Origin of the sequence: Bacillus sp. OTU2372, from assembly GCF_038440275.1 — a bacterium.
In the GTDB taxonomy this organism is placed as follows: domain Bacteria; phylum Bacillota; class Bacilli; order Bacillales; family Cytobacillaceae; genus Neobacillus; species Neobacillus bataviensis_B.
Genome location: NZ_JASATK010000012.1, coordinates 89,027 through 104,895 on the forward strand (window position 1 = coordinate 89,027; position 15,869 = coordinate 104,895).

Annotated in this window: 17 protein-coding genes; 13 read left to right on the top strand and 4 right to left on the bottom strand. The window is 41.5% G+C overall.

Annotation, left to right across the window (positions count from 1 at the left end):
* The first annotated feature begins 108 nt into the window (after positions 1-108).
* The 6 genes from AAHB15_RS18465 (at position 109) to AAHB15_RS18490 (ending at position 5,544) form a co-directional block, all read left to right on the top strand.
* Positions 109-909: an SDR family oxidoreductase gene (locus AAHB15_RS18465; protein WP_342043045.1), complete on the top strand. Its 801-nt coding sequence runs from the start codon at positions 109-111 to the stop codon at positions 907-909.
* Positions 910-1,047: 138 nt separating this feature from the next.
* Positions 1,048-2,973 carry a BglG family transcription antiterminator gene (locus tag AAHB15_RS18470; protein ID WP_342043046.1) on the top strand — a complete coding sequence of 642 codons (1,926 nt, stop codon included), beginning with the start codon at positions 1,048-1,050 and terminating at the stop codon, positions 2,971-2,973.
* 24 nt (positions 2,974-2,997) lie between these two features.
* A complete protein-coding gene (locus AAHB15_RS18475; protein ID WP_186446495.1) occupies positions 2,998-3,447 on the top strand; it encodes a transcriptional regulator GutM in 450 nt (149 codons plus the stop codon).
* A gap of 16 nt (positions 3,448-3,463) precedes the next feature.
* Positions 3,464-4,015: a PTS glucitol/sorbitol transporter subunit IIC gene (gene srlA / locus AAHB15_RS18480; RefSeq protein ID WP_098527803.1), complete on the top strand. Its 552-nt coding sequence runs from the start codon at positions 3,464-3,466 to the stop codon at positions 4,013-4,015.
* 19 nt (positions 4,016-4,034) lie between these two features.
* Positions 4,035-5,048 carry a PTS glucitol/sorbitol transporter subunit IIB gene (srlE, locus tag AAHB15_RS18485; RefSeq protein WP_335573563.1) on the top strand — a complete coding sequence of 338 codons (1,014 nt, stop codon included), beginning with the start codon at positions 4,035-4,037 and terminating at the stop codon, positions 5,046-5,048.
* 130 nt (positions 5,049-5,178) lie between these two features.
* Positions 5,179-5,544, top strand: coding sequence for a PTS glucitol/sorbitol transporter subunit IIA (locus tag AAHB15_RS18490; RefSeq protein ID WP_144566195.1), 366 nt, complete (start codon positions 5,179-5,181; stop codon positions 5,542-5,544).
* Between the two features lie 125 nt (positions 5,545-5,669).
* On the opposite strand, the gene AAHB15_RS18495 is transcribed toward AAHB15_RS18490, so the two are convergent.
* Positions 5,670-6,392 (bottom strand): TrkA C-terminal domain-containing protein, encoded by a 723-nt coding sequence (locus tag AAHB15_RS18495; RefSeq protein ID WP_342043047.1) that lies wholly within the window; start codon positions 6,390-6,392, stop codon positions 5,670-5,672.
* A gap of 216 nt (positions 6,393-6,608) precedes the next feature.
* On the bottom strand, positions 6,609-6,875 hold the full coding sequence (locus AAHB15_RS18500) for a hypothetical protein (RefSeq protein WP_255286531.1): 267 nt from the start codon (positions 6,873-6,875) through the stop codon (positions 6,609-6,611).
* A 120-nt stretch (positions 6,876-6,995) separates the two neighbouring features.
* Here AAHB15_RS18500 and AAHB15_RS18505 point away from each other — a divergent pair, with 120 nt between their 5' ends.
* Positions 6,996-7,931 (top strand): magnesium transporter CorA family protein, encoded by a 936-nt coding sequence (locus AAHB15_RS18505; protein WP_335573561.1) that lies wholly within the window; start codon positions 6,996-6,998, stop codon positions 7,929-7,931.
* A gap of 364 nt (positions 7,932-8,295) precedes the next feature.
* Complete coding sequence (locus AAHB15_RS18510) at positions 8,296-8,778, top strand: hypothetical protein (protein WP_335573560.1); 483 nt, start codon at positions 8,296-8,298, stop codon at positions 8,776-8,778.
* Positions 8,779-8,893: 115 nt separating this feature from the next.
* On the opposite strand, the gene AAHB15_RS18515 is transcribed toward AAHB15_RS18510, so the two are convergent.
* Positions 8,894-9,064 carry a hypothetical protein gene (locus AAHB15_RS18515; RefSeq protein WP_186446494.1) on the bottom strand — a complete coding sequence of 57 codons (171 nt, stop codon included), beginning with the start codon at positions 9,062-9,064 and terminating at the stop codon, positions 8,894-8,896.
* Positions 9,065-9,285: 221 nt separating this feature from the next.
* Between AAHB15_RS18515 and AAHB15_RS18520 the strand changes: the two genes are divergently transcribed.
* From AAHB15_RS18520 to AAHB15_RS18535, 4 genes are all read left to right on the top strand, one after another.
* Positions 9,286-9,600, top strand: coding sequence for an anti-sigma factor antagonist (locus AAHB15_RS18520; RefSeq protein ID WP_342043048.1), 315 nt, complete (start codon positions 9,286-9,288; stop codon positions 9,598-9,600).
* Between the two features lie 14 nt (positions 9,601-9,614).
* Positions 9,615-10,097, top strand: a complete 483-nt coding sequence (gene rsbW, locus AAHB15_RS18525; RefSeq protein ID WP_144565996.1) for an anti-sigma B factor RsbW — start codon at positions 9,615-9,617, stop codon at positions 10,095-10,097.
* A complete protein-coding gene (gene sigB, locus AAHB15_RS18530; protein WP_144565995.1) occupies positions 10,063-10,845 on the top strand; it encodes an RNA polymerase sigma factor SigB in 783 nt (260 codons plus the stop codon). Before rsbW ends, sigB begins: the two co-directional genes overlap by 35 nt.
* Before the next feature lie 73 nt (positions 10,846-10,918).
* Positions 10,919-12,064, top strand: a complete 1,146-nt coding sequence (locus AAHB15_RS18535; RefSeq protein ID WP_335572602.1) for a PP2C family protein-serine/threonine phosphatase — start codon at positions 10,919-10,921, stop codon at positions 12,062-12,064.
* Between the two features lie 332 nt (positions 12,065-12,396).
* Here the strand turns inward: AAHB15_RS18535 and AAHB15_RS18540 are convergent, their stop codons facing one another.
* Positions 12,397-12,852, bottom strand: coding sequence for a Dps family protein (locus tag AAHB15_RS18540; protein WP_144565993.1), 456 nt, complete (start codon positions 12,850-12,852; stop codon positions 12,397-12,399).
* 215 nt (positions 12,853-13,067) lie between these two features.
* Between AAHB15_RS18540 and AAHB15_RS18545 the strand changes: the two genes are divergently transcribed.
* Entirely contained in the window at positions 13,068-15,857 is a 2,790-nt protein-coding gene (locus tag AAHB15_RS18545; RefSeq protein ID WP_342043049.1) for a CHASE3 domain-containing protein, read from the top strand.
* Positions 15,858-15,869 lie beyond the last annotated feature (12 nt).

The window sequence follows — 15,869 nt, forward strand, 5'->3', positions numbered from 1 at the left end:
TTTCACTTTTCTGTGAAAAAGTATGTATTAATTCGATTGAATAAAATTTTTATACTTGATACATAAGTTGAAAACGCTTTATAGATTGAAAGACTAGGAGGAATATAATTGAATACATCTTGGCTTGAATTAGAAGGTAAAGTAGCAATTGTAACAGGCGGTGCATCTGGCATCGGATTAAGTATTGCCGATGAACTAAGAAAAAATGGGGCAAAAGTGGTTGTCTCTGACTTAAATGTGGAAGAAGGTCCACAGGCCGATGGAACTTATTTTATAAAATGTGATGTGACCAGAAAAGAAAGCGTTGACCTAATGGTGTCTAAGACAGTGGAGTTATTTGGATCTGTAGATATTCTCGTAAATAATGCAGGAATCAACCTCCCTAGACTATTAGTAGATGTAAAAGGGGTAAGGCCAGAATATGAGTTAAGTGAAAAGGATTTCGACTTTATGGTAGCGGTTAATCAAAAGGGCCCTTTCCTTTGTTCACAGGCTGCAGCTAAGGAAATGGTCAAACAAAACAAAGGAGTTATCGTAAATATTGCTTCAGAGGCTGGTCAAGAAGGGTCTGCTGGTCAAAGTTGTTATTCCGCTACAAAAGGAGCTGTTATTTCCTTCACTCGTGCGTGGGCAAAAGAATTAGGTAAATATAATATCCGAGTGGCAGCAGTGGCACCTGGAATCATGGAAACAACGGGGTTGAGGACAGATGCCTATAATGAAGCATTAGCTTATACACGTGGTGTTACAGTCGACGGGTTAGCAACCGATTATAGCAAGTCTATTCCTTTGGCTAGGGAAGGGAAATTATATGAAGTAGGTGAACTGGTTTCTTACCTTTCTTCAGACCGCTCAAGTTATATTACCGGTACTACAATCAATATCTCAGGTGGTAAATCCCGCGGCTAATATAAGGCAAGATGAAGTGACGAACTTTTTCTTGAATTTCAATATTGGAAAGTAACACCCTAACCGTATAAACTGTCCATAACATTGTTTTTCGGATATAATCTTGGCATTGGTTTTTAGAAGGAGGTGGTGAAGAAAATGTCTGATTTAATGATGGATGAACGAGTTGTTCAAATTATTGAGATTGTAAGGAAGAAAACATACTGCTCTTTGGAGTATCTCGCAGAAGCAATGGGGGTAAGTACTAGAACTGTCCGTAATTATAGTAAACAATTAAACAGCGACTTGGAAGGCATCGCATCATTTGTGAACGAAAAGGGAAAAGGCTACCATTTAATCATTGAGAATGAGCAGTTATTTGAGAACTTGTTGAAAAAAATCCATTCAGAGAAAAATCAGCAGGATTCACCACAAAGCCGGATTGCTTTTATCATTGACCAACTAGTAAACAGTGACGAAATTAATACACTCGATGAATTGGCTTATCGTATGAACATTGGCAGGACAACTCTCATAAATGAGTTAAAGAAAGCCGCTGTAGCATTAGAAGCCTATCATCTCTCGATTCTTGGTAAACAAAACAGCGGCATGTTTTTAAGTGGGGATGAACTTAACCTGCGTTTCTTTATCCTGGATAACCTTTATGATTATTTATATAGCGGTTATCCTCTGGATGAAGATATAAAAGATGAGGTTATCCGGATTGCGAATCAGTTTGATTTGGAATCAACCACGCAAAATCGGCTAATCCGTTTTGTTATCATTATGCTGGACCGTTTGTTAAAGGACCATCCACTTCCAAAGATAAATGAGAAACACCATAAACTAATTGATACAAAAGACTATCAGCTTGCGTTAGAAATAGCTGACGCGATTGAAAGGCATTTACCTATAAAGATTCCGCAGCCGGAAATCTTGTTCATTACGTTACCGATTGCAGGACGGAGAACACCGACGAACAATCGAACAATGGCCGATGTAACCGTTACGGAAGATGTGAAAAATCTTTTGGAGAAGATTATGGAAGCAGTGGGTTTTGAAAAGGGGATCTTTCTTGAAAATAAAGAGTTCTTTGAAGATCTGCAATACCATTTAACCTTTATGTTAAATCGTTTGATGTTTGGTATGAGGATTACCAACCCGCTCCTTATTGACGTAAAGGAGAAATACCCGGTTGCTTACAAAATGGCAGAAATGGCTGGAAAAGTGATTGAGGAAGAGTATGGTCTAAAGGTTTCGGAGGATGAACTTGGCTACATTGCCTTCTATTTTGGCGTATTTATCGCCCAAAATGAAGTGAAGGTGAAACGCTTGCGGCAGGTTGCCGTTATTTGTGGAACCGGCCGGGGCACAGCTAAATTGGTTGCCATTCAACTGCAGCGAGTTTTGAATCAAAACACGCAGATTGACTTGTTTTCGGAATCAGAGATAACGAAAGAACAGTTAGCCGATTATGATATGGTTTTTTCAACCGTCCAGCTTACATTTGAAACGGATGCTCCATTAATATCAATCAATGAAATTTTTGATGAAAAAAGCATTTCACAGCAAATTGAAAGAGTAACCTATTTACAGAAATTCAAGTTAAAAGACACAGGAAACAATCATTCCATCATCAAGATGTTAACCAATGAAGATAAATTTTTTGTTTTAGACAGCCAGAAGGGTTACCGAGAGAATGTAAATTTGATGATTGAAGATTTAGTTATGAGAGGCTATCTCGATGAGGGGTTTAAAGAGCGGCTTAAGGTTCGGGCAGAAAAAGGATCGATGGTATTTGATCGGTACATAGCCTTGCCCCATACCGTAAACCATAATTCTAATAAAATCGAGCTTGCGTTGGGTGTATTTCCTGAGATGGTAATGGCTGATGGAAAGGAAATCAAATTGGTCTTCTTGTTAGGAATACCCGAACAGACTGATTATGATGCTAGTCTTTTAGTGAAAATTTACGATGAAATAATGCGGATTGCGGGTAATCAACAGCTTGTTAACCAATTATCTGAGGCTACTAACTATGAAGAACTATCACAATATCTCGAAAAAGCAAGCAGGACCTCCTGAATTATTTTGTAAGGACGTGAAACAATGCAAATTTTTATCATCATGATTTTTATGGCGGGTGCATTTATTTTTCAAATGGTATTAGGGTATCTCCAAATAAAGCATTTTTCGAAAGCGTATGCAGAGTTGAGAAGAATCGGAAAAGTGGCCATCGGTAAGAAGCCTGGAAAGATTCGCTCCGGAACCATTGTCATGTTTGCTGTTACGAATAGCGGTAAAATCCTGAAGGCGAAGAAGATTCAGGGAGTTACGGTCATGGCGAAGGTGAAGGATTTGCACGGCTTTGAAGATAAAAATATTAGAACACTAGAAGAAAAAGATCTGACTCAATGCAATAAATTGCTAAAATTGGCCATTCTCGACGCGGTTCAAAATTATAAGGTGATTATGAGCGGGGGAGAAATTCCTGAAAAAAATAGTCTCTTTAAAAGAATGATGCTGCAAGCAGAACGTGTGGCTGCTGTAAAAAAATAAGAAGAGGTGATTGTTAATGGATTATATCGTTGTATTTGCCGAAGGCTTTATGAAATTATTTCAAACGGGTGCAGACACGTTTATTTCATGGATGAAGGGAATCGTACCAGTTGTTTTGTTATTAATGGTGGCGATGAATACGTTGATTCAGTTGATTGGAGAAAAACGGATTAACAAGCTTGCGATGGCTTCAAGCAAGAACCCACTATTAAGATATTTAGTTCTTCCGTTTATTGGTTCATTCATGTTAGGTAATCCAATGGCATTATCATTAGGCCGGTTTTTACCGGAAAAATATAAACCAAGCTATTATGCTTCAGGTTCTTATTTCTGTCATACAAGTAATGGATTATTTCCACATATCAACCCAGGTGAATTATTTATTTTCCTCGGGATCGCCGCTGGGATTGAAAAGCTCGGATTTAGTACTGCAGAATTGGCTGTCCGATACTTGCTAGTCGGATTAGTGATGAACTTCTTTGCGGGCTGGATTACCGACTTTACTACAAAATTGGTTGAAAAACAACAAGGTATTAAATTGAAAACAGAAGTGAAGTTACATCACTAGGATGTAGGGAGGGTTCAAGATGACTGAGTATCGTTCAATTAAAATTGTAAAAGGAAGCGGTGGTTTTGGGGGGCCGTTGATGATTACTCCAACTGCAGCTAAAAATAAAATCGTATATATAACAGGCGGAGGCGCTAAGCCAGCTATTGTAGATAAGATTGTGGAACTAACTGGCACTGAGGCGGTAAATGGCTTCCAAACATCGGTTCCGGATGATCAGATTGCACTGGCGATTATTGATTGCGGGGGTACCTTACGCTGTGGAATCTATCCGCAAAAAGGTATTCCAACTGTTAATATTATGCCAACGGGTAAAAGTGGTCCATTAGCTAAATTTATTACGGAAGATATTTATGTTTCTGCAGTTGATGTTGATCAGATCCAACTAGTTGATGGGGCTGAAGTACAAGTAGCTGCTGCCGCAGAAAAATTACCTGAGCCGGAAAAAGAATATAAATATAGTACTGATAAAAAAATCTCCCAAACGTTGGCAGCTAAAAAGAATAAAAGCATCGTAACTAAATTTGGACTTGGTGCAGGTAAGGTAATTAACACTTTCTATCAAGCAGGTCGTGATGCAGTCCAAACCATGATCAATACGATTATTCCGTTTATGGCCTTTGTATCCTTACTAATTGGAATCATCCAAGGGTCTGGAATTGGTAATTTATTTGCGAAGTTGATGTCACCGCTCGCAGGTAATATCTGGGGACTAGTTTTAATAGGCTTTATCTGTTCTTTACCATTTCTATCCCCATTACTTGGCCCAGGTGCTGTTATCGGCCAAGTTATTGGTACACTGATTGGAGTTGAAATTGGGAAGGGTAATATCTCACCAAACCTAGCGCTGCCAGCATTATTTGCAATCAATACCCAAAGTGCATGTGATTTCATTCCTGTCGGTTTAGGGCTTGCTGAAGCTGAGTCTGAAACAGTCGAAGTGGGGGTACCTTCTGTTCTCTACTCGCGTTTCTTAATTGGGGTGCCAAGGGTGCTTGTTGCTTGGCTGGCCAGCTTTGGATTGTACGAATAAGACATGGAAATTATGTAGATTATTCCTATGGATTAGTTACGGAAGAAAATAGCTTTTTATTTATACTAACTTAGAAAAAAGTATGGGAGGTATGCGGCCCGGCAACGCTAGTTGTCAATGCCATGAGAATATGAAAACAATTTATGAGAATCAAGTAAGAAGTATCGGTGCAATGGCGAATTCGTTTTTAGAGGAAAAAATGCTAATCTTATTTGGCGATGCAGCTCCGCAGGATTTAAAAGATTTTTGCTATAATATCGAAGTTGTGAATGTGGAAGAGGATATCCAACCTGGGCAAACCCTTTATATCAACAATGAAAAGTTTAAAATTACCTCCGTAGGAGATGTGGTTCAACGAAACCTTACCACATTAGGACATATTACATTAAGGTTCGATGGCTCAGCAACACCGGAATTACCGGGGACTCTATATTTAGAAGATAAAGAGGTTCCATCTATAGAAGTGGGTTCTGAACTAAAGATTGTAAGTGAATAGCCTAGAGGCTAACAGTCTATAATTAAACCAATTACTAGTCCAAGGCTTAATCTGTTATAGATTAAGCCTTTGGCTTTATGGAGGTATAGGTAAATGAAATTGTATATTGATTCATTTTTTTCTAATCATAGTATATTATCTGTTGGAAGTTCGCGGTTCTTTTGTTTTTCTTTCATAATGGATATATCCTCGTGAAGGACCTTTAAGACAACCTCTTTTACACCATATACCAAAAGCTGATCACCCTCGTGCAGCTTCGTATCATACAAATGTTTACGGATTTTGATATCACCGCGCTGAATAAACAAGACGACCAGCTCCAACTCTTCATGCTCTTTGACAGCTTCATTAATGGTGTGATTGACCAGAGTAGAGTCCTCATAAATATGAAGATTGAGCAGGACATCTTCATTATTTTTCAAAAAAACATCCCGCACCGGTAAATCCGCCAGTTCAATGTTCTGCTTCATTTCGCGATTAAAAAACTTAGCAAGCCGCCGCCGGACTCTTTCCGTTTTTAACACCACAAAAACTGCGATTACAGCTCCCGCACCGATAAAGATTTCCTTTGCGCGCAGACCCTCTGATAGAAATTGGCTTATCGATGAAATAATCACGGCAAGGGAAAAGGCGCCGAACAAAATAAGAAAGGTAGCCAGCTTACGGCGAATCGGATGACCCAAAATCAGCTCAGATTCCCAAGTTGTGAACCCGGTCCCTGTCATCATCGAAATCACCTGAAACCGCGAAACCTCTACCTTCAGCCCGGTTAACCGGAACAAAATCACAAATATTTCAATCACAGCAATAATAATCACAATGTAGATGAACAAAAAAAGTAGATTCAATGCTATCACCTCATAAGAAAAGCGCAAGGCGCTTAGACTTCGGCGACAAGCACAAGACGAGCCGGCCGAAAGGTTGTTCTTTAACCTTTTGGACGGATTGGCTTGTGACCTCGAGCCGATGGCGCCTGGAGCTGGACAATTCTCGAAGTCAAAAACTTTTATACTTTCTTATCTCATAAAAATAGTTGGGGCATTAAAAGCCCCAACCTACTGCTGTTATTGCATTTTCTCATTATAAAACTGAACCGAGTACATCGCACCTTCATCGACCATCTTGTTATCTTCTATATCATGTGGATGCGGATGACCGCCTTTTTGAATCGGAAGCTGTTCGCTTTTTTGATAGACCGTTGGCAGAATCTTGCGTTTCCAATCTTTTAATAACGTTCCTGCCTTAATCCGATTGGGCTTATTACTCAGCCACACTGCGGAAGCGCCAACCCCAACAGCTAATAGTGAGCTCATACTTAAGACACGTTTCATTTAAATTACCTCCTTAAGATTTGAACAACCTACCCTAGTTTATTTAATACCCCTTTCATTTAAAATGAAACGTTTAAATTCGCAGATAAGCGGGGATAAGGCTAAAGAGGAGGGATTCTTTTGGAAAAATATATTGGCAGCAACCAGTGGAAGTGGGTAGAGTGGAGCAGCGACAAGATGAAGCTCATCCAGTCATCCAACAACGAAGAGGACCCTGTTATGACCGCTTGGCTGAATCAGGTAGGACAAGATAAAACCAATAGTTTGCGGGTAACCAGCTTAGAGAATGGCGAAAAGGTTATCAACGGTTCCCTCATTTATAAACAGAGCTACACAGATGAAAAGGATTATAAAATTTTTCATTTCTTTTTAACATGTGATCAATTGATCACGGTTGATTTGGAAATCATCTCCATTCATCCGGACATGTTGAATCGTCAATTAGCGCGGACAAATAATGCCGTTGAAGGCTTTTTACTTTTTCTCGGAGAACTGATGAATGAAATGCTTGTGGAGATTGATCAGTTTGAGGAGACACTCAAGACACTGATATGGAGTGTTCGAAAAAGAAATGAAATTGGGATCCTTGAACTTGTCTATAAACGCCGGCATCAATTGTTGATTTGCAAAAACCTGTTAATTCCGATCAACGAGGTAAAAATGGCCATAGACGAAGTCAATTTCCCCGATATTAAGGACGGAGATTTTTTCTCGTGCACATGCAAACGGATTGAGCGGGCGATGGTGCTGCTTAATGAGTATGAACATGAAATCGACTCACTCATCAATTTAGAAGAGGTCATCTCCTCCCATCGCGGAAATGAAATCATGAAAACCTTAACAGTGTTGACAACGATTTTTACCCCGATAATGGCTTTCGGGGCATTATGGGGCATGAACTTTAAGCATATGCCGGAGCTCGAATGGCGGTATGGCTATATTTTCTCGATTGCTTTAATCATCATTTCAACGGCCCTCTTATATTATTTTATAAAAAATAAAGGCTGGACAGGCGACCTGTTGAAGGGGAAAAAAAAAGGATCGTTTTTTAAATAGGCTGTGTTATAGGTTATTATGGATTTTTAGCATGTTGATTGGAGCGGAAGGCGCGCAGACTCCTGCGGGAGTACACCCCACAGGCGCATAGCGCCGAGGAGGCTCCCCGGACCGCCCGCGAACCGCTTGCGCCTGGAGCGGAAATCAACACTCAAATTTAATACAGCCTTTAAATAAGGGGTTTGAGCATAAAGGTTAAGTGGTACAACATTAACATGGCTAGCAAAAAGCTAACCAGAATGAAGAGTCTAGCTTAGGAAAGAAAGAGGGTGGTTGAAATATGTGGTTGCTTGTTCGGTAAAACCTGTTGAATGACAAGGGATGAAAAACAGCAGTCTTGGGATATAAAAAGGAGGAAATAAACATGGCGAAGAATTATGCAGAACCTCAGAATATGGAAGAAGCAGGTATGAAAACCGAGGACGCTCTTTATAAAAACGAGCAGACAACAAGGAACAACGAGTGTGATATAAAGCAAAAGTATGGGCATAGAGACGATGAGCTTCCGTTAATGGATGGGCAGAGTTCTCAACAAGGAAAACAACAACGGCAGGAACAGTTTACGCAAAATGGACAATCGGGCGAGACTAAAACTTGGCAAAATGATGACCGCTATCAGAACGGACAAGAGGGTAATGGGCAAGGGTCCCAAAGTGGACAGCGGGACCGCGGGGAACCGAGTCAGCAGCTCTCCGGTTATAACATTGCCAAGAGTGACGGCCGAGACCTTCAACAAGAAGGCAATGAAGAACTACGAAAAAAGAATGGAGATTCCCATCCTGAAAAGCAGGTGGATGAATTTTATCAGCGATATGGTCAGGAAGACCCGCTTGATAAACAAATTTAATCAATGGAATCGATATTTAACATAAATAGGGGGCTTGCACTAAAACATGGGTGCAGGCCCCTTTTGACATGATGATAAGGCGAAAAAAATAGCGGCCGTACTGAATGGCCGCTATTTATTGAAGTGGATCGGGAGTTTTGTTATCTTCTTTCTCAAGCTCGGAGCCTGTTTTGGCTTTCTTCATTTCCTTGCCAAGCCTTTTTACATCATCAAAGTCCTGTGTCATCGAGCCATTTTTATTGGCCGCAACCTTCAATTTTGTCTTTAGTTTCTTCATTTCATCCATTTCACTCTCTCCTTTATATTTTAGTAGCTTTTATATACCCATTTAATAGAGTTTGAAACATTTGCTATAATAAAAAGGGGAGCAGGGGGACGGTTCTCACGCTTCCGAAGCATGAGAACCGTCCCCCTGCTCCCAATCACCAAAAAATTTTTTAAAAAATAGGTTTAGAGTTTTTAAAACTTGGTTATATACACTATAAATATCTCAGAGGTGATGATGGAGTGAATCTAAATATAGATGTACATCAGAATAACGAGGAAGTATCCGTGATGCTGGCAGGCGAAATTGATGCTTTTACAGCACCAAACCTTAAAGAGGAATTATTACCGCTCGCCGAAGGGGAAAATACAACCATGATTATCAATCTCAAGGACGTATCTTATTTAGACAGTACCGGTCTTGGTGTGTTTGTCGGCATATTTAAAAAATTGAAGGAAAATGGCGGGGAATTAAGGCTGATTGAGTTATCCGATCGACTGAAAAGGCTCTTTGAGATTACAGGCCTGGGGAATATAATGAATATTTCTGCAAAATAAGAGGGTGGGGGACGATGAAACAAGTGATGGATTATATTGAAATGAAAATTCCTGCAAAACCAGACTATGTTGGTGTGATTCGATTGACATTATCCGGAATTACTAGCCGCATGGGTTATACATACGAGGAAATTGAGGACATTAAAATTGCTGTAAGTGAAGCCTGTACCAACGCGGTCCAACATGCGTACGGAGACGAGGAAGGCGGAGAAGTGACCTTAGGCTTCGGCATCTATGAGGACAAGCTAGAAATCATGGTGGCCGACAGCGGGGTGAGCTTTAATTTTATCAAGACCAGAAACGAGCTGGGCCCTTACACGGAGTCAAGTACGGTGGAACAACTTTCAGAGGGAGGGTTAGGTCTGTTTCTGATTGAAACACTCATGGACGAAGTCCGTGTTTTGAATCATTCAGGTGTAACGGTCTTCATGGCGAAGTATCTAAGTGGGGAGCGTGAGAATAATGGGACAGCAGCCACAACCCATGAGGCGAACTAAGGAAGAAATCGACGCCCTGATACTGGAATTTCAACAAAATGAAAACCCCCTAGCCCAAACGATTTTAGTAGAACATTATACGGCCTTAGTCGGGAGCCTTGCGAGGAAATATTCAAAGGGACGAGATTTTCATGAAGATATCATGCAAGTCGGAATGATTGGCTTATTGGCCGCGATTCGAAGGTATGATCAAGGTGCCGGAAGGGCGTTTGAATCTTTTTTAATCCCAACTGTAATCGGAGAAATAAAGCGGTTTTTACGTGATAAAACATGGAGCGTCCATGTGCCGAGACGCGTCAAAGAAGTTTGGCCCAAGCTAAAAACAGTAGTGGACGAGCTCACCAATCAATACCAGCGGTCTCCTAAGATCCATGAAATTGCCGAATACATGGAACTATCTGAAGAGGAAGTTTTGGAGGCAATGGAAATGGGGAAAAGCTATCAAGCCGCATCCGTCGACTTGCCGATAGAAACGGGTTCGGAGGGGAATGTGGTAACGGCCTTAGATATACTCGGTTCTCCTGATGATGGTTTTGAAAAAGTAGATCGGAAATTGCTGCTAGAAAGCGCCCTGCATGTTTTATCAGACCGGGAAAAAGAAATTATCCATTGCACATTTGTGGAAAATAAAAGTCAAAAAGAAACTGGAGAGCAATTGGGAATCTCGCAAATGCATGTTTCCCGCCTGCAGAAAAAGGCCATTGAAAAGCTGCGCAAGGAACTTGCAACAATGCCCATCGAGGGATAAACATTGTTTGATAGTATTAAAGGTGCCTGACACCCATTCTGGGTCAGGCACCTTTTTCAAAAGGGGAATGTTTATGAACATTGTTATTGTGGATGATAATATAACTAATTTGATGATTATTGAGAAAATCCTACAGAAAGCAGGCTATGATCAATTAGTTTTGTTATCTTCTGCCCGGGAATTATATGATTATCTGAAGTTAGAAGCGTCTAGTTCTGTGGAAATCCCAGTGGATTTAATCTTAATGGACCTGATGATGCCTGAGATTGATGGTCTAGAAGCCTGCCGGACGATTCTTGCCAATGAGCGGTACGAAGACTTGCCGATTATTATTGTCACCGCTATGGGGGATTCTTATAAGATGGCTGAGGCCATGGATGCCGGTGCACTTGACTATGTGATGAAACCGATTAATAAGGTTGAGCTGCTGGCGCGGATTCGGTCTGTTTTGCGGTTAAAGTATGAAAAGGACTTACGTAAGGAACGGGATAGGCGGATTCAGCATGAGTTAGACCTGGCCAAACAGGTCCAGCTCAGCATGCTGAGTGATCCGATTGTACAGGGGGATGTGACGATTTCAGCTGTCTACAAGCCTTCCTTTGAACTTGCTGGGGACCTCTATGCCTGGTATCAAATTAGCCCGGGGCGTTATGGGGTAATTTTGCTAGATATGATGGGACATGGGATTTCGTCTTCGCTTGTTTGTATGTACATCTATTCGACGTTAAAGGATGCGATTACAGGTTTAGGCGACCCTGAGGCGGTGATGATGGAACTCAATCGCAGGATGAATCAGCTCCATATGCCTGATAGACTAGAAAACTACTATTTTACGGCGATTTATTTTGTGCTGGATACAGCCGAGCAGACGATTGAGTACGTGAATGCCGGCCATCCGGCTGGGATTGCGATTGTAGATGATGAAGTGAAGTTGATGGCGAATGGCTGCTGTCCACTTGGCTTTTTTGAGGATATTGATGTGACCAAGGGAGTGATTCCTTATAAAAAGGGAGCACGAATTTTGCTGTTTACAGATGGTCTGTCGGAAGGGCTTGAGGAGGAATATGAGGATGCCATTTCAAAACTTGTCAGCAGTTTGCAAGAGCTGGGGATGGATGATCCGAAGGAGTTATTTGAACGGCTGCAGCTGAGTTCGGAGATGCTGCAGGATGCGAAGGATGATATGTGTTTGGTGATAGTCTCGACAAACAGGGTGTGAGCGGGTAAGAAGGATTCGAATAGGATGATAGTGCCCGTGGGCAGGAGAAAATAAGCCGGACGGGCATCATGAGAGGATGATAGTGCCCGTGAGTGGGAGAAAATGATCCGGACGGGCATGATGAGAGGATGATAGTGCCCGTGAGCGGAAGAAAATAAGCCGGACGGGCATAATGAGAGGATGATGGTGCCCGCGAGCGGGAGAAAATAAGCCGGACGGGCACTATGAGAGATTCATAGCGCCTTTTAAATGATAAAAATAGCCACCTGGTCCTGGGCAACACATAAAAACAAAGGGTGCCAGCATGCAATCACCTGGCACCCTATTTATTCTTACTCTGCTAAATAAGCCTTCAACATCCAGCCATGCTTCTCCAACGAAGTCCGAATCGCAATAAACATATCCGCCGTCGGCTGATCATCATTGTCCTCGGCTGCCGTAATCCCTTCAGTAAGCTCCTTGCAGACATTATCAAAATCATCAGCAAGCGTCTGAACCATTTCCTGAGCAGATTCATCCCCACTAGCTTCCTTAATCGAAGAAAGCTCTAACTGCTCCTTAAGAGTCGCAGTTGGTAACGCGCCAAGTGACAGCATTCTTTCCGCAATCGTATCCAGATGCAGCCCTGCTTCCGTATACAACTCTTGAAACTTAACATGCAGGGTGAAAAAGTTTTCCCCCTTCACGTACCAGTGATAATGATGCAGCTTCATATAAAGAACGGAGAAGTTAGCAACTTGCTTGTTGAGTACCTCTGTTAATTGAACCTTTTCTTTTGTTTTCGCCATTTTATCAAACCTCCAAATTTGTCATGATAACTATTGATTACCCGTTAATAAATGAGTTAAAACCATAAAAAATTTTTAAAAAAGGAGGTTTCAAAACACTAGAAAGAGGGTAATAGAATTAGGATAAATGGACTGGAAATAAAACTATTACTATAGTATCAAAATGGTTTAAAACGGGTGAAACCTAAAATTTTACAGGTTAGAATAAGAATATATTGATTAGGGGGGCGGTTACTATTAAGGGCTTTAACTTCAACATCCATGCAAAAATTATTATCGGATACCTAACGATCTTACTTTGCTTGGTTCTGTCACTATTAACCGTAATTAATAGAATGACAGATTTGCAGGATGAGATAGACTTTGTTGCCGAACACGATATAGAAATACACGACCTGGCCAATCAGATTCAAAAAAATGTGCTGGATATGGAAACCGGCATGAGGGGTTACGTCATAACGGGAGATGAGCAGTATCTGGAACCGTATGAACAAGGGAGCCGAAGCTGGCAGGATAATTACAATAAACTACATGCCCTGTTGTCAGATAACGGAAGCCAACAGCGAAATTTGGAAGAGATGAAACCGTTAATACTAAACTGGATTACAAATTCCGGCGAATATACGATCAATGCCAAAAAGAACAATAAAACCAAATTATTAAGACAGCATTTCGCTCAAAACAAAGGAAAAAAAATCACGGACCAACTGCGTACACAGTTTGATTCTTTTCTTGCCGCAGAAAAAAAATTGACAACGGAACGAATCAATCAGCTCAATGAACATACGAACAATCTAAAGTTAATTTTATACGTACTCATTATTTTAGTAACAGCCTTTACGATTGCCATCGCTGTGATCTTATCGAACTCGATTGTTAAAACCATAAAACAGGTAATAACAACGATAAAAGGAATAACAGACTCAAATTCCAATGTCGATCTGACGGCACGGATAAAAGTGAACACACGCGACGAGTCGCGGGAACTGGCTGAGGCGATGAACGACTTGCTCAGTAGTCTCGAAAAGCACAACTGGGTACAAAAAAGTCTGGCGGACATTTCCACTTTATATCAAGGCATTACCGATACCAATGAACTGACCCGATTGTTTATTTGCAAACTTGCGCCATTGCTTCAAGCAACATATGGGGTCGTCTATCTTCGCCGTGAACAAGGCGGCGAGATAGACTTTGTAAAAGTAGCCGGTTATGCCATCACGGATGACGACATTGTCAAGACGCGCTTTCGTCTAGGTGAAGGGATCATTGGTCAGGCAGCCCTTGATAAAAGAATTTTTCTCATTGATCAAATACCGGATAATCATTTTAAAATAACAACTGGATTAGGTACTTCGAACCCGAGTAATCTATTAATTGCTCCCATCCTATTTGAAAATCGAGTAGAGGCAGTAGTTGAGTTTGCAGCGCTTCAGCCGTTCGATTCACAACATCTGACCCTGCTGGATTTACTTCAGGACAAATTTGGCTCATCGATCTCAAGTGTAGCAGGACGTATGGAAGTGGAAAGGCTCCTAGCGGAATCGCAGGTCCTTACCGAAGAATTACAAGCACAATCCGAAGAACTGCAGGCACAATCGGAAGAATTACAAATGCAGCAAGAACAATTGCGGCTTTCGAATGAATATTTGGAAGAACAGAAGGAATATGCGGAGCAGCGGGCGATGGAACTCAAAAAAGCAAAGGACGAGCTAGAGGATTATTCGTTGAAATTGCAGATGAGTTCACAATATAAAACTGATTTCCTTGCGAACATGTCACATGAGCTCCGGACACCATTAAACAGTATTCTTATTTTGTCGCAAATGCTAATGGAGAATAATGGAGATATGGACGCAGAGGAAGTGGCCGAATACGCGCGGGTCGTCAACACTTCCGGAGCAGATTTGCTGCGTCTGATTGATGATATCCTTGATTTATCCAAAATCGAAGCTGGAAAAATTGAAATTTTAACAGATGAAGTCAATGTTACCGAGATTCCACAGACAATGCGGAATATGTTCAACCCAATAGCAGCGAAAAAGAATTTACAGTTTGACATTATAATGGATTCAAATGTACCACCGGTGATCTCGACGGATGGACAACGATTACAGCAAATATTAAAGAACCTTTTATCAAATGCGTTTAAATTTACGGAGCAGGGAGGCGTTACGCTTCAAATTGAGCTCGCTCTTCCGGAAAAAGCACAACGGGTACTCGATAAACAAACGAGGGACCCTGTCCTTGCGATTTCCGTGACCGATACAGGAATCGGTATTCCACAGGATAAACAGCAAATTATCTTTGATGCTTTCCAGCAGGTGGACGGAACGACAAACCGGCAATATGGCGGCACGGGTCTTGGCTTATCGATTTGCCGTGAATTCACCCGTCTGCTTGGCGGGGCAATCGAACTTCAGAGCGAACCTCAGAAAGGAAGCACGTTTACGCTTTATATTCCGAGCAGATTGGATGGGGAGGACTCCTTGCCTCTTGATGCCCAACTGGCGCTGGAGGAAGCCGCCGCTGCTGGTGAAGTAATCGAGGAGCCGGCATGGATGAGCGAGGAGCCGTATGATGGCCAAGCCGAAGAGGAATACTCTGATAAGCAATTGTTTAGAGGGAAAAAAGTCCTTCTAGTTGAAGATGATGGCCGCAATGTATTCGCTCTAGTTTCGGCTTTAGAGCGGAAGGGTGTGACCGTAAACGTTGCAGAAAACGGTAAGCAGGCATTAGATATGCTGCAAAACCGGTCCGATTATGACCTTGTTTTTATGGATATCATGATGCCGGTTATGGGTGGTTATGAGGCAATGAAGATCATTCGTGAGGATCTTGGAATGCACAATCTGCCGATCATTGCGTTGACGGCCAAGGCGATGAAGGGTGAACGTGATAAGTGTATGGAAGCCGGTGCTTCTGATTATATTATGAAGCCATTGAATATCGATCAGCTATTCTCGTTGATGCGGGTATGGCTGACAGAGCAGGTGAACCAGGAGTGAACAACGACACGA

Bases quoted from the DNA above. Each gene is read 5' to 3' on its own strand.
- AAHB15_RS18470 (WP_342043046.1), top strand. From the start codon at position 1,048: ATGTCTGATTTAATGATGGATGAACGAGTTGTTCAAATTATTGAGATT.
- AAHB15_RS18475 (WP_186446495.1), top strand. From the start codon at position 2,998: ATGCAAATTTTTATCATCATGATTTTTATGGCGGGTGCATTTATTTTT.
- srlA (WP_098527803.1), top strand. From the start codon at position 3,464: ATGGATTATATCGTTGTATTTGCCGAAGGCTTTATGAAATTATTTCAA.
- srlE (WP_335573563.1), top strand. From the start codon at position 4,035: ATGACTGAGTATCGTTCAATTAAAATTGTAAAAGGAAGCGGTGGTTTT.
- AAHB15_RS18490 (WP_144566195.1), top strand. From the start codon at position 5,179: ATGAAAACAATTTATGAGAATCAAGTAAGAAGTATCGGTGCAATGGCG.
- AAHB15_RS18500 (WP_255286531.1), bottom strand. From the start codon at position 6,875: ATGAAACGTGTCTTAAGTATGAGCTCACTATTAGCTGTTGGGGTTGGC.
- AAHB15_RS18510 (WP_335573560.1), top strand. From the start codon at position 8,296: ATGGCGAAGAATTATGCAGAACCTCAGAATATGGAAGAAGCAGGTATG.
- AAHB15_RS18515 (WP_186446494.1), bottom strand. From the start codon at position 9,064: ATGGATGAAATGAAGAAACTAAAGACAAAATTGAAGGTTGCGGCCAAT.
- rsbW (WP_144565996.1), top strand. From the start codon at position 9,615: ATGAAACAAGTGATGGATTATATTGAAATGAAAATTCCTGCAAAACCA.
- sigB (WP_144565995.1), top strand. From the start codon at position 10,063: ATGGGACAGCAGCCACAACCCATGAGGCGAACTAAGGAAGAAATCGAC.
- AAHB15_RS18535 (WP_335572602.1), top strand. From the start codon at position 10,919: ATGAACATTGTTATTGTGGATGATAATATAACTAATTTGATGATTATT.
- AAHB15_RS18540 (WP_144565993.1), bottom strand. From the start codon at position 12,852: ATGGCGAAAACAAAAGAAAAGGTTCAATTAACAGAGGTACTCAACAAG.